At 64.0% G+C, this 18,783-nt stretch carries 9 protein-coding genes; 7 read left to right on the forward strand and 2 right to left on the reverse strand.

Going from position 1 to position 18,783, the window contains the following annotated elements; all coding sequences use genetic code 11:
* Positions 1-61 precede the first annotated feature (61 nt).
* Both AC2CHE_RS19090 and AC2CHE_RS19095 read left to right on the forward strand, forming a co-directional pair.
* Positions 62-1,213, forward strand: a complete 1,152-nt coding sequence (locus tag AC2CHE_RS19090) for a nucleotidyltransferase family protein (RefSeq protein ID WP_484506256.1) — start codon at positions 62-64, stop codon at positions 1,211-1,213.
* 320 nt (positions 1,214-1,533) lie between these two features.
* Positions 1,534-2,808: a condensation domain-containing protein gene (locus tag AC2CHE_RS19095; protein ID WP_484506257.1), complete on the forward strand. Its 1,275-nt coding sequence runs from the start codon at positions 1,534-1,536 to the stop codon at positions 2,806-2,808.
* A gap of 37 nt (positions 2,809-2,845) precedes the next feature.
* Here the strand turns inward: AC2CHE_RS19095 and AC2CHE_RS19100 are convergent, their stop codons facing one another.
* Positions 2,846-3,061 carry an MbtH family protein gene (locus AC2CHE_RS19100; protein ID WP_484506258.1) on the reverse strand — a complete coding sequence of 72 codons (216 nt, stop codon included), beginning with the start codon at positions 3,059-3,061 and terminating at the stop codon, positions 2,846-2,848.
* A gap of 771 nt (positions 3,062-3,832) precedes the next feature.
* On the opposite strand from AC2CHE_RS19100, the gene AC2CHE_RS19105 reads away from it, so the two are divergent.
* The 5 genes from AC2CHE_RS19105 to AC2CHE_RS19125 all read left to right on the forward strand — a co-directional run bounded on the left by AC2CHE_RS19105 (position 3,833) and on the right by AC2CHE_RS19125 (position 16,248).
* Positions 3,833-5,602, forward strand: a complete 1,770-nt coding sequence (locus AC2CHE_RS19105; protein ID WP_484506259.1) for a B12-binding domain-containing radical SAM protein — start codon at positions 3,833-3,835, stop codon at positions 5,600-5,602.
* Positions 5,505-11,393 carry an amino acid adenylation domain-containing protein gene (locus AC2CHE_RS19110; RefSeq protein WP_484506260.1) on the forward strand — a complete coding sequence of 1,963 codons (5,889 nt, stop codon included), beginning with the start codon at positions 5,505-5,507 and terminating at the stop codon, positions 11,391-11,393. The genes AC2CHE_RS19105 and AC2CHE_RS19110 overlap by 98 nt, the downstream gene beginning before the upstream one ends.
* A 108-nt stretch (positions 11,394-11,501) precedes the next feature.
* The gene (locus tag AC2CHE_RS19115) at positions 11,502-13,817 is read left to right on the forward strand and encodes a non-ribosomal peptide synthetase (RefSeq protein ID WP_484506261.1); all 2,316 of its coding nucleotides are present in this window, start codon (positions 11,502-11,504) and stop codon (positions 13,815-13,817) included.
* On the forward strand, positions 13,814-15,076 hold the full coding sequence (locus AC2CHE_RS19120; protein ID WP_484506262.1) for a condensation domain-containing protein: 1,263 nt from the start codon (positions 13,814-13,816) through the stop codon (positions 15,074-15,076). The genes AC2CHE_RS19115 and AC2CHE_RS19120 overlap by 4 nt, the downstream gene beginning before the upstream one ends.
* Positions 15,073-16,248 carry a MalY/PatB family protein gene (locus tag AC2CHE_RS19125; RefSeq protein ID WP_484506263.1) on the forward strand — a complete coding sequence of 392 codons (1,176 nt, stop codon included), beginning with the start codon at positions 15,073-15,075 and terminating at the stop codon, positions 16,246-16,248. The genes AC2CHE_RS19120 and AC2CHE_RS19125 overlap by 4 nt, the downstream gene beginning before the upstream one ends.
* A 597-nt stretch (positions 16,249-16,845) precedes the next feature.
* Here AC2CHE_RS19125 and AC2CHE_RS19130 read toward each other — a convergent pair.
* Positions 16,846-18,498, reverse strand: coding sequence for a recombinase family protein (locus AC2CHE_RS19130; RefSeq protein WP_484506264.1), 1,653 nt, complete (start codon positions 18,496-18,498; stop codon positions 16,846-16,848).
* Positions 18,499-18,783 lie beyond the last annotated feature (285 nt).

The following is an 18,783-nucleotide window of genomic DNA, read 5'->3' on the forward strand; positions in this document are numbered from 1 at the left end:
AGCGCGGACCTGATCTGGACCTGCTATGAGGGCCGCAGTCGCTAGAAGAGGGAGATTCAACATGCACAAGGACCATGAGGAGCAGCGGAGAGCGTGGGAACTCCTGGAATCGGTTGCGGTCACCGACTTTTCCGATTCCTGGTTCGAGCGGGCGGTTGAGCTGGCAAAAGGGATTGAGAACCCGGATTTGCTGATTGCCTTGGCGGTCAGGCACAAGATGACGCCGGCGCTGGCGCAGTTCTACCGGAGTGCTGCGCTGACGTCGACCCTGCCGATAGGAATGCGCGATCTGCTGGCCGGTTCGCTGGCCTGGAACCAGTACAAGGTCGGGAAACTGCGGGACGAAAGCATTAAGATCGCAGGCCGGTTCGCGGAGCTGGGGATACCGGTCGTGTTCAACAAGGGAGTGGCGCTACAATACTCTCTTTATGGCGGCCGCGGTGTCCGTAGCTTTGGCGATATCGACCTCATGCTGCATCCCGATGATACTTCCGCAGCCCGTGAGGCGTTGCAGACCCTCGGCTACAAACCGGATCAGACGTACGACGCGGATCTCGGCCAGCTGGTTCAGCTGCCCCGGCGGACCGCCCTTATGTATGGCCTCTACCCGGATCATCTCCCTCATTTCCATCGGATCGATCCGGAATCCGGCGTTCCCGTCTTCATAGTCGATGTGGCGCTGAGTCTCACTTGGCATGGTAGTGCCTGGCAACTTGCTATGGACGAGGTGATGGGGAGCGCCCGGGAGACCCGGGTCGGACCGCAGGCTCGGCACGTGCTGCCCACACTGGGGGACGGGTACGCATTCCTCTTTGTCGTGCTGCACCTCTTCCGTGACAGTTGGTTCGAACGCGCCATAGCCGAAGGCGGACTTCGGCTATCCCAGTTCGCCGATGTTTGGCGGTACTGGCAGTACTGGGGCAGGGAGCATGCGGAGCAGGTACGCACCCTCATCGGAAATAACGGGCTGGAGCCGGCCGTCGCCTGGGTCACCCACTATGTCGATGCCCTGTATGGCAGCACCATGACCGCCGACCTCGGCCTGCACTCCTTCTGCGAGCCGGATTGGCTTCGCAGCGCGGGCGGCACCGATGGCGGCTATCGCTCCTGGGATGGGGACATGCGCGGCCGGCTGGTCTGTAGGACGCCGGTCGCCCTGGCGCCCGCCGACGAGCCACCCTATGGAGCGCTGGCACGCAGTCGCGTCTCCTGATCGGAGTGGGCCTGCTGGCCTCCGCGAGGATTGAAGCCATATACGCACGAAAGGACTTATTCGTGTCGACCACCTCCGACACCGTAGCTGCACGCGTCCGCCAGCCATCTCGTGCCAGGCGGACACGTCATCGCGTTCGGCGAGAGTGTTCGCCGCTCATTCGGTCTAGGCCCAGTCCCTCGCCTACTAGGATCGCGCTTTCGGCACGCATCTGCCGCAGCTGGGTGGAAACTGCACATCATCACTTGCGAGATGTCCTTCCGGATCCGGCGCCCCCACCGACCACTGGTGGGGCAGCGACTACCAGCAGACGGGATTTGGTGTTGGAGACCCATCCGTTGACCTTCGGCCAGCTGTCGGTGTGGCGTAATCTCATGACGCTGCCGCGGCGCACTTGGACCAATACGATTCTCTCCGGGTTGACAGAATTGCCCGGCCGTACCGGCAGCGATGTGAAGACCGCCCTCGGGTCCCTGTGCCAGCGGCACGAGGGCCTGCGCACGTCGTTCGTGGAGACAGCCGGCGCCGTCGAGCAGGTGGTTCATCCGAGCGCTGACGGCGCGGTGGAGATCGTCGCCGTCGACGGATACGACGACGTAGAGCGACTTGCGGGTGAGCTTCGTGCGGTTCCATTCACGCTGACCGATGACCTCGGCTGGCGCGGACGTGTCATACGGATGGCGGGAGATCGCACCTACGTCGCACTGGCGATGCAGCACATCATCGTGGACAGATGGGCAATGCAAATCCTGTTGGAGGAACTCCGGGACGAACTGGCCAGTCCGTCTCCCGGGCTGCGTCCGGCCCTGTCCCCGGGCGGGCTTGCCCGACAGCAGCGCTCCGCAGAGTGGACCCGTCAGCGCGCGCAGGTGATGTCGTACTGGCAGCGGCTCGCCGACGAGTTCGGCGGGACCACCACCATCGGCCGGTACGGTGACCGGCGAGTGCGCGGATCGATCGACCTGCCACTGGCGCCTGCCGTTGTGTCAGTGGTGAGTAGCGTATGTGGTGCGTCGGCGCAGTCGGTGATGCTCGCCCTGGTCGCCGTCGGCATCTATGCGTCCGACGGCCGGAATCAGTTCGTCATCCACCTCATCGCGGCAAACCGATACCGGCCCGCTTGGCGAGTTCTCGTTACCTCCATGGCACAGTCGATCCCGATCGGCGTCACGATCGACCCCGACAGCACGTTCGTCGATCTCGCCCGTACCATGAGTCTCCGAAGCCTGCAGGGGCTACGCAACGGTTGCTACGACGTTGACGAGGTGGCCGAACTGGCCGCCTGCGTCTCCGGCGGCCGCCGGTGGGAATATGTGTATAACCACCTGGCCGAGCCCTGGTCCGACACGACCGGCCCAGAGGTGCCGAACGTGATCCGTGCTGGTCCGGTGATCGGCCCGTCAAGTCGGCCCTCGATTGCGGACATGTACTGCGTCGTGCCGCGATCCCAAGTCCCGGCATTGGAGTTCCACGTCGATGCCGCCCGGTACTCCGACGAGCGGCTCGGACGGATGCTGGCAGGCAGTAGCCAGGTGCTCCGAGTACTGGCGAAGAACCCTTCGGTGCGTGTGGGTGAGCTGTCCGGTCTGTACTGATCCTCTGCAGGCGTGGTGGTGCGAGCCGGTGTGGCTGTCAGGCGTTGTCGGCCTGCTCGGCCATACGACGGCGCAGGCTGGCCGGGCGTGTGTCAGTCCACACCGCGTCGATGTGCGCCACGCACTCGTCCTGGCTGCCGATGAAGCCCTCGACGGTCCAGCCCACTGGCGGATCACGATCGATCCACCAGATCGAGTATTGCTCCTCGTCGTTCAGCACCACACGGTGGGTGGCAGGGGTCTGTTCGGACATGTCAGCTCCTTGTCGATGGATCGCGGGATAACGAGAAAGTAGGTCAGTCCGTCGTCGTAAGGAGGTGGCCAGTGCAGGTGTACGACTCCCGGCCGGGCGCCGGCAGTTATCGAACACCATGACGTTGCTTGCCCGTTTTTGTCAATCCTCGCAAGTCGAAAGGCTCGCCAATGGCGCTGTCCAGCGCGGAACGGCCCGCCTCGACCACGGCAGCACGGGTCGGGCGAGAGACGCACTTAAGCGCACGCTATTTGCGGCGCGGCTATGTCCGTCAAGCCTCGGTCAGAGAGCCGATCGCCCGCCAGCCCGAAGCTTTCACGGTCGATGTAGCGTACGCGTCGCTCGTCTCGCACGTAGAGCGCTCCGTGCAAGGGGTGACTTCGGCCTTCTTGGTAATGTCTCTTGACAAGGCATGTACTATTGTCGCATATGGATCTCTGCTTAACGGGGGGCGGTAAATCTCGCGATGCAAACCTTCGTTGAAGGCGTGGCTTTTTTCTGTCGGTTTCGGCCTTTTGTAGTGGCAAGGGACCTGAATATTCAGAACTCTTTGAGTGGGTTGCCTGACCACGGTTACAGTCTGCCGAAGAGTGCGCGATGACGGATCCCCGTGTCAAAGTTGTCGACTGCGGTGACTCGATTTTCTCCAATGGGGGTGGCGGTCATGCGCTCGAGGATCTCCTGGCAAGTCGCCGATCCCAGTATCGGGACCGTGGGAGGCTACCGGGGCAGCGGGTTCCGTCGGGAGCTGTCGGAATCCCGGTCCTTGCCGTGCTCGCGCCCGTCGTAACCGACTTCGAGGGTGTGATCGAGTATCCAGGCGACCCGATGTGCCTGTACGCGGCGTTGCGTGACAACGTTCTCGAATCCACGCGAGCCCTGTTCAGCCATTGGGACGAGCGGCACCCGCTTCGTGACGTCGTGTTGGATTGGGGGGCTCTGCCCGACAGCGTCTATCGCGCATCGGTGTCAGATGAGGGCATCCGAACCCCAACCGACCGCATGCCGCGGGTGTCCGACGAGCTCGTTTTCGACCCGCGAGTCTGGAATCACGCGACCAAGAGTTCATTTGATGCAATTCTAGAGCATCTGCGCCCTCGGGTACTTCTTATCAGCAGCGTTTCCGCGGCCCACCGCTACGCCTTGGAGATGGCGGAACAAGCCAGGGCTATACTGCCGGAGATATACATTATTCTCGGTGGTCGACATGCCGATGAGACGATCTCCTGGTCGTCGCCGCAGCGAAAGCTGAAACTCGACTACAGCAGCACTGTCCGGGTTCTCTCCGATGGCCGACGTCGGGTCGAAATCGACGCTGTCGTTTCCGGTGACGGAAGTCCTCTACTCGATCTGCTCTCCACGGCGGTGCTCCTGGTGATGGGTGCCGAGCCGGCCGGCCGGCCGAGCGTGGCCGCAGTAACCGCGCGGCTACGGGATCTGCTCGGATGGGGCTGGCGGCCACGCGGACAGGGTGTGATCGTGCTGATGGGCGACATTCGACAGTTAACGGCCGTGCCCATCACCCAGGCTATTCAGCCTTCCTTGGAGCCGGCGGCTGGCACCTTCTACGACGCTTTCGCAATTAGGTCCCGCTTCACTGTCTTCTCGATGCCCGACGGGAGGGCGCGCCGCACGGCACACTTTCTCACCACCCGCAGCTGCCCATTCCGCTGTACGTTCTGCTCGGAAAGCTCGGCGGTGACCGGACCCGGCGTCCTGCTGCGTTCAAGTGAAACCGCCCAAGCCCTCGACAAGATGGCGAGGCTGGTTTCTTTCGGGGCTGAAGCCGTTTTCTTCGACGACCCCGTGTTCTGGTCGGGTCGCTGGAACACGATCGAAGAGTTCGCCGATGCGACCATCGCCTCCCGCCAAATGGACGACGACGGGCTGCAGCACAGGCACGTGGACCTTACCGACCCCGGTAGCAGGCGCCGGTGGCGAGACCTGGTATGGGGCGCACAACTCACCGTCGACGTACTGCTGCAGAAGAAGCGGGCGAACATCCCGGGTGTCCTGGCGAAACTGCACCAGGCGGGCTGTCGGTATATCTACATTGGCATCGAGAGCATGTCGGACGCGGTTATGGCCCGGGTGAAGAAGAATCTTCTTCATCGGGACGACCGTCCATGGCCGACCAAGGTTCGCGAGGCGCTGGAGATGTTGAAGGCCGCCGGAATTCCCGTTGGCACCTCTGTGTTGTTCGGGCTCGACGGTGAGGACGCAGGAACCATCGACGAGACCATCGAACGCATCGGCGAGCTCGTCGACGAGTCCCTGATCATGCTGGCGAGTCCGAACATTCTGACGTATCACCCGGGCACCGCCATAGCTCAGGAACACGGCCAGCATGAACTCGATTATCATGGCCCGATGCGGTCGAGACCCCCGTACACCTTTTTTGAGGAGGCATACGAGGGGGTAACCACGCAGTATCTAAGCACCGATGACATCTGGCGGATCCACCTGGCGACCCAAAAGCGGTGGGGACGGATACGCAACAGCGTCGATCTGGCCGGTAGCGAGCAGTACTTCTCAGCCTAGGGAGCCACGTTTGTCTGACGTGTGTGTTCATCATTTGGTGGAGCGGCGCGCCGCGGCGCAGCCGGGTGCGGTGGCGGTGTCAAGCCGCGCTGGTGCTCTCACGTACAGACAATTGAATGACCAGGCCGATCGACTTGCTCGCCTGTTGCGTCGATCGGGTGTAGGCCCGGAGGTGCGGGTAGGAGTATGTCTGCGGCCGGGGCCGGGCATGGTGGTTGGATTACTGGCTGTCCTCAAGGCGGGCGGCGCGTACGTGCCGCTTGACCCGGATTATCCGGCCCAACGCCTGGCGTGGGTCGTCGCCGATGCGCGGGCAGATGTCATGATCACCGATTCCCATTCTGACGCCGCGTTGCCGACGGACGACAGCGTGCAGCGGATCTGCCTGGATCGGCTCGATGGTGCGGATTTCGAGGCGCAATACGACCACCAGGGACCTGTTGCGCAGATCGCCCCGGATAACCTCGCGTACATTATGTATACCTCGGGTTCGAGCGGGACTCCGAAGGGCGTTGAGGTAACGCACCGGAATCTGTCCAACTACCTTCGTTGGGCCGATCAGGAATATCCCACTGGCGGGCGTAACGTTGCTGTTCTGCATTCTTCGATCTCGTTCGACTTGACGGTCACGGCATTGTATCTTCCGTTGATCAGAGGGATGTTGATCGAGATACCCGACAATGACGGGCCAGCCAGTGGAGCGTCGAGCCTCGAATCCCACCTGCTCGCCCGCCCGAAGGGCATTGGTCTGCTCAAGGCAACCCCGGCGCACGTCGAGATGCTGTGCCGCGCCCTTGAAAATGCGGGTATCACCCTGGACGTGGGATCCATCGTCATCGGCGGGGAGGCGTTCAGTTGGGATTTGGCTGACCTGGTGCGCAGGACGTGCGGCAGCGCCACGGTGATCGTCAACGAGTACGGGCCGACGGAGACGACCGTCGGTTGCACCACGTACAAGGTGACTGACGCCGTGTCGAGCGATCACGGGCCTACCGTCCCCATCGGTCGTCCGATTGCGAATATGGAAGTGTTCGTGGTGGATGAGGTTGGTGGGTTGGTTCCGGTTGGCGTGCCGGGTGAGGTGTTGATTGGTGGTGCGGGGGTTGCTCGTGGTTATGGGAATCGGCCGGGGTTGACGGCGCTGCGTTTTGTTCCGCACCCGTTCTCAGATGTTCCGGGGGCGCGGTTGTATCGCAGCGGTGATGTGGCGCGTTGGCGGGCCGATGGCGAGTTGGAGTTTTTGGGGCGTCTTGATGACCAGGTCAAGATACGGGGCTTTCGTATCGAGCCGGGTGAGATCGAGGCGGTGTTGCGTCAGCTTCCTGGTATCGGGGAAGCAGTGGTGGTGGCGCGGCAGGACCGGCCTGGTGACAAGCGTCTGGTGGCGTACCTGAACGCGGATGGTCCGAGGCCGAGTGTGACGGCAGTGCGTGGATGGTTGCGGCAGCGGTTGTCCGAGTACATGATCCCTGCGGCGTTTGTGTTCCTGGATGCGCTGCCGTTGAACCACAATGGCAAGGTTGATCGGGGCGCTTTGCCGGTGCCGGAGTCTGGTCGTCCTGATCTGGAGGCGGGTTACGTCCCGCCGGAGACACCGACCGAGTGGGCCATCGCGGCTATCTGGGCCGAGGTGCTGGGTGTGGACCCGATCGGCCGCCACGACAACTTCTTCGAACTCGGGGGCCATTCGCTGCTGGCCATTCAAGCTGTGTCTCGGCTGAGTCAGGAGCGCGGGGAAGATATCTCCGTCCGGCTCATGTTCACCGCACCCACTGTCGAGCGGCTGGGTCGGGACCTCGATGCCATGCGGAGCCCGGCAACCCCGCCGGTCGTGCTGGCACGGCGAGCTGGCGACCGCGCTCCCTTGTCCTTCGCGCAGCAGCGAATGTGGTTCCTGGATCAACTCCAGCCAGGTGGCATCGAGTACCTGGTCCCCATGCTGCTGTGCCTGCGCGGTGTCCTGGACGTGCCCGCCCTGAGGAGTGCCTGGGCCGCACTCTGCACCCGGCACGAGGTACTACGTACGGTCATCGAGCACGTCGACGGCAAACCGGTCCAGGTGGTCCGGCCCGTCTCTATCGTCGACCTGCGGATACTGGACGCTGCGGTGCGTTCTGGCGAGTCCGTGCTCGAAATGGCGAAGCGTGAGGCCATCCGACCGATCGACCTGACCCTTGCACCGGTCCGGGCCGTGCTGGTAAGGACCAACGACCAGGACGAGCACCTCCTGGTGCTGACTGTGCACCACATCGCCTTCGATGGCTGGTCGGCGGAGGTTTTGATGCGGGACCTGAGCGAGTCCTATGCCGCTGCAGTAGAGGAGCGTCCGGCCAGCCTGCCTGAATTGCGTATACAGTACGCAGACTTCGCCGAGTTTCAGCGCGACCGGATTCGGGGCGATCTGCTGGACCGGCAGCTCGACTACTGGAGGCAAGCGCTCGATGGCCTGTCGGCTCTGGAACTGCCAGTGGATCGGATGCGATCCGCGGTGCGTTCAGCTGAGGGGCGCATCCACCGGATCACGGCGCCGCCGGATGTGACGGCGGCGCTTCGGCAAACCGCGCGACGCCACGACGTGACGTCGTTCGTGGTGTTGCTGGCCGTGTTCCAGACGATGCTCTGTCGGCTCAGCGGGCAGACGGATATAGCCGTAGGCACACCGATCGCGGGTCGGGACCGACCGGAGACCGAGGATCTGCTCGGGCTCTTCGTTAATACCCTGGTGATGCGGGCCGACCTGTCGGGGGACCCGACGTTCGAGCAGGTGCTGGCTCAGGTGCGCCAGTCCACGCTGGACGCGTTTGAACACCGGGATGTCCCGTTCGAGCGGCTGGTCGAGGTTCTGGCTCCGGTACGGGACCTCGCTCGAACGCCACTGGTTCAGACGATGTTCGTACTGCAGAGCGGGCGTGGTGAGGCGTGGAAGCTACCAGGTGTGGAAGTCGAGGTGGTGGCGCTCGACTACGCACCCGCAAAGTTCGATCTCACGATGACAGTGAGCGAAGCGGACACATGCCTCAACATCGAGCTGTGCTTCGCGGTGGACCTGTTCGAAGACACGACCGTCCAGCGCATCGGGGAACACTTCCTCACGCTGCTGGCCGCCGTCACGGAAGATCCGACGGTGCACGTCAAGCGGGTGTCGCTGCTCAGTGACGATGAACGGCATCACATCGCGGCGCGGAACGACACTGTCACGGACTACCCGCAAGACGTGGGCGTGCATCAGCTGGTCGAGCACTGGGCTGCTGTACGGCCGGAGTCGGTCGCGGTGGTCTACGGCACCGAGACCCTGACCTACGGACAGCTGAACCAGCGCGCCAACAAGCTCGCCCACCACCTACGTGAGCTGGGCGTCGGCCCCGGAGTACACGTAGGGGTGAACTCAAGACCCAGCTCGGACATGATCGTTGCGCTGCTCGGTGTGCTGAAGGCCGGTGGTACGTATGTCCCGCTCGACCCCGATTACCCCGACGACCGTCTCGCTATGATCATCGCTGACACTGGTCTCCGTGTAGTGGTCACCGAAGGTGCGCCAGCAGCGGCACTGCCCGCTGGCCTCGGTGTGCGGCAGGTGCGCCTGGACCCATTCGAGTCCGCGTCACGGCCCGCCACCAACCCCGTACCGCTGGGATCGGGTGACCAGCTCGCCTATGTCATCTATACGTCGGGCTCGACCGGAGCGCCGAAGGGTGTACAGATCACCCATCAGAATCTAGTCAATCTCATCTGGACAAGCCGGCAGGAGTTCCAGTTCGACCCCGACGACGCCTGGGTCCTCTTCCACTCCTTCGCGTTCGACTTCTCCGTCTGGGAGATCTGGGGCAGTCTGTGTCACGGCGGCCGACTGATCGTCCTCGACCGCGCTACGACCCGGGACCCGCTCGCCCTGCTCGATGTGCTGATCGAGCAGAAAGTCACGGTACTCAACCAGACGCCGTCGGCATTCGAGACGTTTCAGCGAGTCGCTGTCCGCTCCCCGGCGGCCGGTGCGCTCAGCCTCCGGCTTGTCATCTTCGGCGGGGAGGCCCTCGACCCGTCAGCACTGGCTGAGTGGCGCGGCGCGGCCCACCTTCCGCAGCCGCGTCTGGTGAACATGTACGGCATCACCGAAACCACCGTTCATGTCACCGTGCGCGACCTGACCATCGACGACATCACTGCAGGCGGCGGCAAGTCTCCCATCGGTCGTCCGATTGCGAATATGGAAGTGTTCGTGGTGGATGAGGTTGGTGGGTTGGTTCCGGTTGGCGTGCCGGGTGAGGTGTTGATTGGTGGTGCGGGGGTTGCTCGTGGTTATGGGAATCGGCCGGGGTTGACGGCGCTGCGTTTTGTTCCGCACCCGTTCTCAGATGTTCCGGGGGCGCGGTTGTATCGCAGCGGTGATGTGGCGCGTTGGCGGGCCGATGGCGAGTTGGAGTTTTTGGGGCGTCTTGATGACCAGGTCAAGATACGGGGCTTTCGTATCGAGCCGGGTGAGATCGAGGCGGTGTTGCGTCAGCTTCCTGGTATCGGGGAAGCAGTGGTGGTGGCGCGGCAGGACCGGCCTGGTGACAAGCGTCTGGTGGCGTACCTGAACGCGGATGGTCCGAGGCCGAGTGTGACGGCAGTGCGTGGATGGTTGCGGCAGCGGTTGTCCGAGTACATGATCCCTGCGGCGTTTGTGTTCCTGGATGCGCTGCCGTTGAACCACAATGGCAAGGTTGATCGGGGCGCTTTGCCGGTGCCGGAGTCTGGTCGTCCTGATCTGGAGGCGGGTTACGTCCCGCCGGAGACACCGACCGAGTGGGCCATCGCGGCTATCTGGGCCGAGGTGCTGGGTGTGGACCCGATCGGCCGCCACGACAACTTTTTCGAACTCGGCGGGGACTCGCTGCTGAGCCTTCAAGTGATTGCCAAAGCCAGAGAAGCCGGTATTCAGCTGACTCCACGGATGCTGTTCCAGCACCAGACTCTCGCTACTGTGGCAGAGGGACAGCACTCGGAAAAGGGACAGCCGCGTGACAGTGGGCCAGGACTGGTGGAGCTTAATCGCAGCGGTGCCTCCCGAACGATGTTCTGGCACCACGAAATTGGTGGCGCTGTCACCGGCTACCTCACCCTGGCCCGAGCACTCAGCAACGACACACGAATGGTCGGCGTGGAATCGGCGGCGCTGCCAACGGCGGGCAGCGACCTGACCGCGATGGCATACGAATATGCCGATGCCATGCGTTGTCTCGACCCGCAGGGACCCTATCTCCTCGGCGGCTGGTCGATCGGCGGCGTGATCGCGTTCGAGGTAGCACGGGCACTGCAAGGAATGGGAGCACGAGTAGCAGCGCTCTTTCTGCTCGATTCTGCGCTCCCGATCGGTGAGCCAGCCCAGAAGTACCTTGCCAACGAGTCGATGCTGTCGACACTCATTGCGAGGATCACCTCCGGCGACTGGGAGACGACTTCCCGATCACCGGAATTCATCCGTGCCATGGCAGAGCTCGCCCTCCCGGACGAACTCCGACTGCTTGGTGCCGCCGAGATGCACCGCAGGCTGGAAGTCATGCGAGCCCACTGCCGCGCGGTCGTCAACTACAGGCCCAGCCGGATCGATTGTGAGGCCGTGTTGTACAGGGCTCGCGAGTCGGCCTGGCAAGGTGCGGCGGAGGACACCTGGGCACCCTTTGTCGAACGACTCACTGTCCGTACGGTGCCCGGTGATCATCACAGCATCCTGCGTCATCCCGATGTCGAAATTCTCGCGGATCTCATCATGGCGGACGTGGCCCGATTGCTGCCGAACGCCGAGGTGTGACCGCGACTGGTGGAGGAGACGCCCAACCTTGGGAGAGACATGGCAGCAGGTACGAGCCCTCTACTGACGACCTTCCTGGTTCACCCGACCTCCGACGACGGTGGCCGCGTGGCCGCACGGCAGTCCTTCGACGGACTGATGGAAGAGCTTCAGGTGAGCCGGCTGCAGGATCGCGCCGCGCAACTCCACACCGACCTGGACCGTGTCCTGCGTGTGGGCCTGGCCACCCTCCTGCACCGATATACAGGGCAAGAGGTCGTTCACATCGCCGCGGGTGGGAGCAGCCTCGGTTCATCCCTCACCTACCGGCCCGACAGCACGCTTCGAACACTCCTCGAGTCGATGCGCGAGTCAGACCGCCCATCGCCGATCCTTTTCGGTGTGAATATGAGCGCTCATACCCTGAAGGACCGACCGGAGCATGCCCTCATGGTTGGCCTGACCGAAGAGGAGGACCGCCTCAGATGGCACCTCCGCTTCGACCCGGCTCACCTGGACGCCGAGCTACTCCAGCGAGCCATGACCCACTATGCGGTCCTTCTCGACTCACTCACCACCGCACCTGACGCGGCAGTAAGCCACCTTGGTCTCCTTTCGGAGGCTGAACGGGAGACGATGCTGACGCGTTGGAACGACACCACCGTGCCGGTGGAGGAGCGGTGCATACACGAGCACTTCCAACTGGCGGCAGCGGCTGCGCCCGACGCGCCCGCACTCATTCAGGATGACCTGCTCCACACCTTTGGTATGGTCAACGCGGAAGCTAACAGACTCGCCCACTTCCTTGCCGGCTATGGTGTCGCTCCGGGGATACAGGTCGGAATCTGCCTGGAGCGAAGCCCGGAGCTTCTCGTCGCCATGCTTGGTGTCATGAAGGCGGGTGCGGCTTACGTGCCGATCGATCCCGAGCAGCCGACCCAGCGCATGAGAGAGATGGTCACAGCGGCCGACTGCCTGTTGACGCTCACCCGGGGCCACCTCATGAGCCCGGCGGACTTCGCTGAAACGCAGGTACTCGTCTGGGACGAAGTGCGTGATCAGATTGCCACGCAGCCCACTCGCAATCCGACCGCTCCCGTTTCGCCCACCGACCTGTGTTACGTGATCTTCACGTCGGGTTCGTCCGGTAACCCGAAACCCATCGCGATCCGCCACCGAGGCGTATACAACAACCTGCTCGATCTCAACGATCTGCTGGCTATCGGCGAGCATGATCGCATCGTCAATGTCTCCTCGCAAGGCTTCGACATGTCGGTCTACGAGCTGCTCGGCCTCTGCCTCAACGGCGGGGCGGTCGTGCTGCCTTCCGTTGGCCGGCAACGCGACCTGGCACACTTGGTGGACCTCCTGCGTCGACATGCGGTGACTGTCTGGAGTTCGACACCGTCGCTGCTGGGGGCGATCCTCAATGACCTGGACTACCGCGGCGACAACGGCACGTTGCCGATACGCTTCTTCATGATCGCGGGCGACTGGATACCGACAGACCTGCCAGACCGGGCCCTACGCCGAGCACCCGGTGCAGCCTTCGTCGCGCTCGGCGGTGCCACTGAGGCGTCGGTCTACTCAACCTACTTCCAGGTCGGCGCCGTCGATCCCGCATGGACCAGCATTCCCTACGGCGTACCGATGAGAAATCAGCGCGCGTACATTCTGGATAAAAACGACCAGCCTGTGCCGTGCGGTGTCGCCGGCGAGCTCCACCTTGCCGGCATGGGCCTCGCCCAGGGCTACTTCCGCAGGCCCGACCTCACCGCCGAACGGTTCATTGACTGGTCATTCGGATCGACAGCCGAGCGGCTGTACCGTACCGGAGATCTCGCCCGATACCGTTCGGACGGGGGCATCGAACTCCTCGGAAGGCTTGACTTTCAGGTCAAGATCAACGGCATCCGTGTCGAGCTTGGCGAGGTGGAGAAGGCACTGCGTGGGCTCACCGGAGTCAGGGAGGCGGTGGTTGTCGTCCGGCAGGCCGGCGCCACAGCTCGGCTGGTGGGTTACGTCGTGCCGGAAGCGGACGCAGTAGTGGATCCGGACGTTCTGCGTGCCGACCTGATGCGAGTTCTGCCGCGCTACATGGTGCCGGGGGCGATCACCATCCTGCCTGAATTGCCGCTCAACATGCACGGCAAGCTCGATCGAAATCTCCTTCCCGTGCCTGAAGCTGAGCGGTCCGAGTTCGCGGCGTCGATGGATGAGACTGAGCAGCGAATCGCGACGGTCTTCGAGGAGCTCCTCGACGTTGAGTCCCTTGCCCGGGACGTCAGCCTGATCGAGCTTGGCGCTGATTCGATGATCATGCTGCAGGCCATGTCGCGAATTGACTCGCATCTGGACTGGCAGGACATGCTCGAGTCGCCCACGATCGCCGAACTCGCTGAGCGACTGCGTACCGGACCGGTGAGCCGAGGGGTATCGCGATGATGCGGTTGGCCTCCGCCGTTGAACAGCAGTTCTGGTTCGCCGAGCAGATCACACCTGGCACCCTCGCCAATGTCACCATGCAATCGATACGCCTGGAGGGACCCCTCGACTATGCCGTGCTAGCCGAGGCGTTTCGGGTGGTCGTACGGCGACACGAAGCACTCCGTACCGGCTTCATGTATGACGGCGGACGTGTTCTGGTGCGCACGGGAGCCCGAAACATGGCACCGCCTTCCCCCGTCCTGTTGCCGTCCGGGGCGCCGAACGATGTCGCGGTCAGTCAGTTGCTGACGCGGAAGTTCGACCTGCAGACCGGTGATCTCATCCGTCTCGGTGTGGTGCCTACCGACTACGGTGCGTTGCTGCATGTCGCGGCACATCACATCGCCTACGACGGACTCTCTCATGAGATCTTCACCCGTGACCTGGCGCTAGCCTACGGCGCGGGGCTGAACAAGAGCGTCGCCGAGTTGCCGCTGCGACCGCGCATGCCGGCCATGCTCATCGATGAAGAGCGACGAGCTGCGCAGTTGGCCTACTGGCGGGCGACACTCAGCGGCCACGCGGACCTTCCCGTGCTGGGAGCCGCGCCGTCGCAGTGGGAACTGGCCGAAGCCAGACTGGTAAAGCACCAGGTGACGTGCGATGCGGCGCTGGTCCGGAGGTTGCGACTGGCGGCTGGCCGGCGGAAGGTCATGCCGTTTACCCTGCTGTTGACAGCATACGGACAGGCCATCGCCGACATCGCGGGTGGCGCGGACTTCTGCGTGGCGGTCGCGGTGGCACTGCGTGGCGGTGAACGCATATACGAGGTGGGCTGCGAGATCAACACCGTGCCCGTTCGGGTGCGTGAGCCGCTCGCTGAGGGAGCGGCTGATCGCGTCTGGGAAGCCCAGTCCGGCGCTTTCTCCCACTCGGACGTGCCGTTCGCCGACATTGTCACGGCCACCCGGACGGCCGGCCGTAGCCGACTCGCGCTCGCCCAGACCTCCCTCATTTACCAGGGCTGGAAGCGGGCGGCTTACCCGGCAGGTCCGGCCACCATGCGTACGGTGATGTCAGATCCACTCGGTGCGCAGTTCGAGGTCCAAATGCTCCTCTGCCTGACGGAGGACGGACAACTGGCACTCCTTGCTCAGGCGCCGTTGCCCAGTGGCTGGACGGATCACCTCGTTGATCTCACCCGCGCCATGATGCTGCGCCTGCGCGACTTGACCGAATCGGCAACGACTCAACCATCGACTGGACGGATCCCGTGACACCGCATGCACCTTCGCCCTTCGGGATCCTGACCGAGGAGCAGCTACGGCAGCGGCGCAGCCTCAAGTGGCGCGGCCTGGAGCCAGACATGCTGCCACTCTGGGTGGCGGAGATGGACGCGCCGCTCGCGGCACCGGTGGAGCGAGCCCTGATCGAGGCTGTTCTGCGCGGCGACACCGGCTACGCCGATGCCGGCGGCCTGCCGGAGGCGTTCGCGGGCTTCGCGGAGCGCCGCTTCGGCTGGACCGTCGATGCCGGTTCCCTAATGTTGATCGCAGACATCATCACGGGTGTTGAGGTCGCTCTGCAGACGGTGACGGTGCCGGGTGACTCGGTCGTGATTTCCACTCCCGTTTACGGCCCCTATTTCCATCACATCGAGTTGCTCGGCCGGAAGGTCATCTCGAGCCCGCTCAGTTACGACTCCGGCGCCTACCGTCTCGACCTCGACCGACTGGCGCAGGATTTCGCCCGAGGTGCCAGGGCCTATGTGCTGTGCAACCCGCACAACCCGACCGGTCTGGTGTTCTCACGTGACCAACTTCAACAGATCGGCAGGCTGGCCGACGAGTTCGGGGTCGCCGTTATCGCCGACGAGGTTTTCGCGCCACTGACCGCCCCCGGGGTCGTTCACGTTCCCTTCGCGACCATCGACGCGGAGGCGGCGGCACGCGGCTTCAGTGTGCAGGGCGCCTCGAAGGCATGGAACCTTGCCGGGCTGAAGGCAGCACTGTTGTGCCCTGGGCCGCAGGCGGACCGGTCGCGAATGCGCCAGGAACTGACTGTCGGTGCCAGCATGCTCGGAGTGCTGGCAAGCGAGGCCGCCTTCAACGACGGCGAGGAATGGCTCGATCAGGTACGAGCGGGCATCGCCGAACGAAGTAATCTTCTCTCCTGCTTGCTCGCCAGGTCACTGCCCACCGTGCGGTATCAGCCTCCGGCAGGGACCTATCTGGCATGGCTGAATCTGCGGGCCTGTGGCGTGGGCGACGACCCGGCCGCCGTGCTGCAGGAGCGCGGAAGGGTCGCCCTCTACAGCGGGCTCTACTTCGGTGCGGAGGGTCGGGGATTCGCCCGTCTGAACCTGGCCACCTCCCGTGCAATCCTGACGGAGGCTGTGGCGCGCATGTCCCGAGTGCTCGTCGTCCAGGGGTCTTCAAGCCAGTGGTGATGACCACCCCCGGTTGCACCCGGGCCGGAGCCGCGCTGGGCTGATGCCCGGGACTGTTGCCAAGTGCTGGGAGCGGCGCAGGTCATCGCCGTGCCGGTCTCAGGTAAGGCCGTCTCGGGCTGCACCGACGTTGTGACGGGAGCGGATCTGGCGGAAGCGAGCAGTAGACGATCTGCACCCCCCCGACCCGACGCGGTCTTCACGGTGCGCACGTAGGAAGATACCAGCCCACCCTACGACCGGAATTAGTGCGCAGTTCCGCCCACCACGAACCGAGGAAACCCCTGGTCAACACTACAAACCCCACACGCCCCATGATCGTGAGCCAAGGCAGGCCTTGTGAGCACGCCTGTGATCAAAATCGATCTTCATCTGCTAGTTGTCGATGGCTGTGGCGGGCTGGCTTGTGGGCGACGCGGGAGCGGACGGGGTGGCATCCGGCCACCCACATTTTCTGTGCTCACACGCATGCTCACACCTCAAGATCAAGTAGTCATCATCGGCCGATACTCGATGACATCGGACGTGATCTGTGGATCTGAATATTGCCTGTTCAGCGCATGTGCCGACACTGGCTGGGATGGCGTGACAGAATCGTTACCATACTGGCAGTGTGGGGGTCAGGGGTTCGAGTCCCCTCGGCTCCACCGACCGCACCATTGTGCGAACCGGTGGTTCTTCTGAGGTGCCCTCGTCCGTTTCGGGCGGGGGCATTGTCGTGTCGGTGGGGATCTTGAACACGGGTATGACTCCTTGGTCGGTGAGTTGGACTTCGGCGATGAGGGTCTCGATGGCGGCTTTGCGTTCGGTGGTGGTGCCGCTGGTCATGATGGTGCTGAGGTGGTCGCGGATGCGGGCAACGGTGCCAGGTGGCGGGGGCTCGGGCTGGACCGTCAGGTCGGCGTCGAGTTCGGTGTGCCGGGCTTGGAGTTGGGCGAGTCGTTGGCGGATGCGGGGTCCGGCGGTGGCGTCGTCCATGGTGCCGTTCTCGAACGCCGTGTGATAGCGGTCGATCGCGTTCTCGGTGGTGGTGATCTGGTGGGCGGTGGCGGTGAGTTCGGCGCGTCGGTCGTCGGTGGTGGTGTCGTGTTGGGTGTGGGCGCGTTGGATCATGGCGGTGAGGACGGGTTCGGCGGTGGTGTAGAAGTCGTGCAGGGCTTTGAGGATCATGTGGTCGAGGTCGTCGGCGGGGAGGCGGGGTGCGGTGCAGGTGGCGTGTTTGCCGTAGCGGGTGCGGGTGAAGCAGGTGTAGTAGCGGTAGCGGCGGGTGCGGCCTTTGGCGGACGTGCCGATGTAGCGCTGTCCGCAGCGTGGACATGTCAGTAGGCCGGTGAGGTAGTAGTCCGAGTCGGACATGGCCCGCTGTGTTTGGGCGTCGCCTCGGGCGTTGGCGATGTCCTGGGCGCGGCGGAAGGTGTCTCGGTCGATGAGCGGCTCGTGGGCGTCGGGGACGTAGACGTCGCGGTAGGCGATGTCCCCGAGGTAGGCGGGGTTGTCCAGGATCCGGTTGATGGTGTGTCCGGACCACTTCTTGCCGGTCCGGTTGGGGACACCGCGGGCGTTGAGGTCGGTGGCGATGGCGCGGGTGCCGAGTCGGTCGCGGGTGTAGAGGCGGAAGATGTCGCGCAGGATGGGTGCTTCGTCGGGGTGGGGGACGAGGCGTTGGGTGTCGGGGTTGACGAGGTAGCCGTAGGGGCGGGTGCCGCCGGCCCATTGGCCTTTGCTGGCTTTCGCGGCCATGCCACTTTTCACTCGGTCGATGATCATGTTGCGTTCGTATTCGGCGAAGACGGCGAGGAATTGCAGCATCATGCGGCCGACTGCGCCGCCGGTGTCGACGGGTTCGGTGGCGGAGGCGACGCGGACGTTGGCGGTGTCGAGGGTGGCGGCGAGGTCGACGAAGTGGGCGAGGCTGCGGCTGAATCGGTCGACTCGGTAGACGAGTAGGACGTCGTAGAGGCCGGCTTTCGCCGCGTCGAGTGCTTTCTTGAGGCCGGGGCGTTCGGTGGTGGCGCCGGAGGCGTCGTCTTCGAATTCGCAGACGATGACCCAGCCGGGGTTGTTGTCGACGTAGCGTCGCAGGGCGGTGTGTTGGGCGAGGAGGCTGAAGGGTTGGTGTTCGTCGTCGGTGGAGCGTCGGATGTAGATGCACACCCGGCACGGGCCGGTCGAGCCGTGCGGCTGGGTGGTGGTGGGGGCGCGTCGGCCGCGCCGCTTCGGTGGGCTGGTGGGGGTGGGCTTGCCTGCCATGAGGTGGTTCCTCCGTGCGGGTTCGGCGGGGGTTGGCCGGCGGGCGGCCCACGCGCGAGTGGGCCGCCGCCGACGTTGGGCGAGGGAGTTCAGGCGGCGAGGTCGGGGTGCTCGCGCCAGAAGTGGTTGAGGAGAACGGCGAGGGCTTCGGCGGCGTTGTCGAGGTCTTCGGCGGTACGTATTCAGCTTGGGGCAGTCGGCTGAGGTAACCACGGCCCGGTGGTGAATAGCTGTGTGAGCACGTCGAGGGCGTCCTGGCCGTGTTTGGCGGCGGTGGACAGGTAG

Source organism: Micromonospora sp. ATLC16, from assembly GCF_057196645.1.

Coding starts and splice junctions, on each gene's coding strand:
- AC2CHE_RS19110 (WP_484506260.1), top strand. CDS start 5,505: ATGACATCTGGCGGATCCACCTGGCGACCCAAAAGCGGTGGGGACGGA.
- AC2CHE_RS19090 (WP_484506256.1), top strand. CDS start 62: ATGCACAAGGACCATGAGGAGCAGCGGAGAGCGTGGGAACTCCTGGAA.
- AC2CHE_RS19120 (WP_484506262.1), top strand. CDS start 13,814: ATGATGCGGTTGGCCTCCGCCGTTGAACAGCAGTTCTGGTTCGCCGAG.
- AC2CHE_RS19130 (WP_484506264.1), bottom strand. CDS start 18,498: ATGGCAGGCAAGCCCACCCCCACCAGCCCACCGAAGCGGCGCGGCCGA.
- AC2CHE_RS19100 (WP_484506258.1), bottom strand. CDS start 3,061: ATGTCCGAACAGACCCCTGCCACCCACCGTGTGGTGCTGAACGACGAG.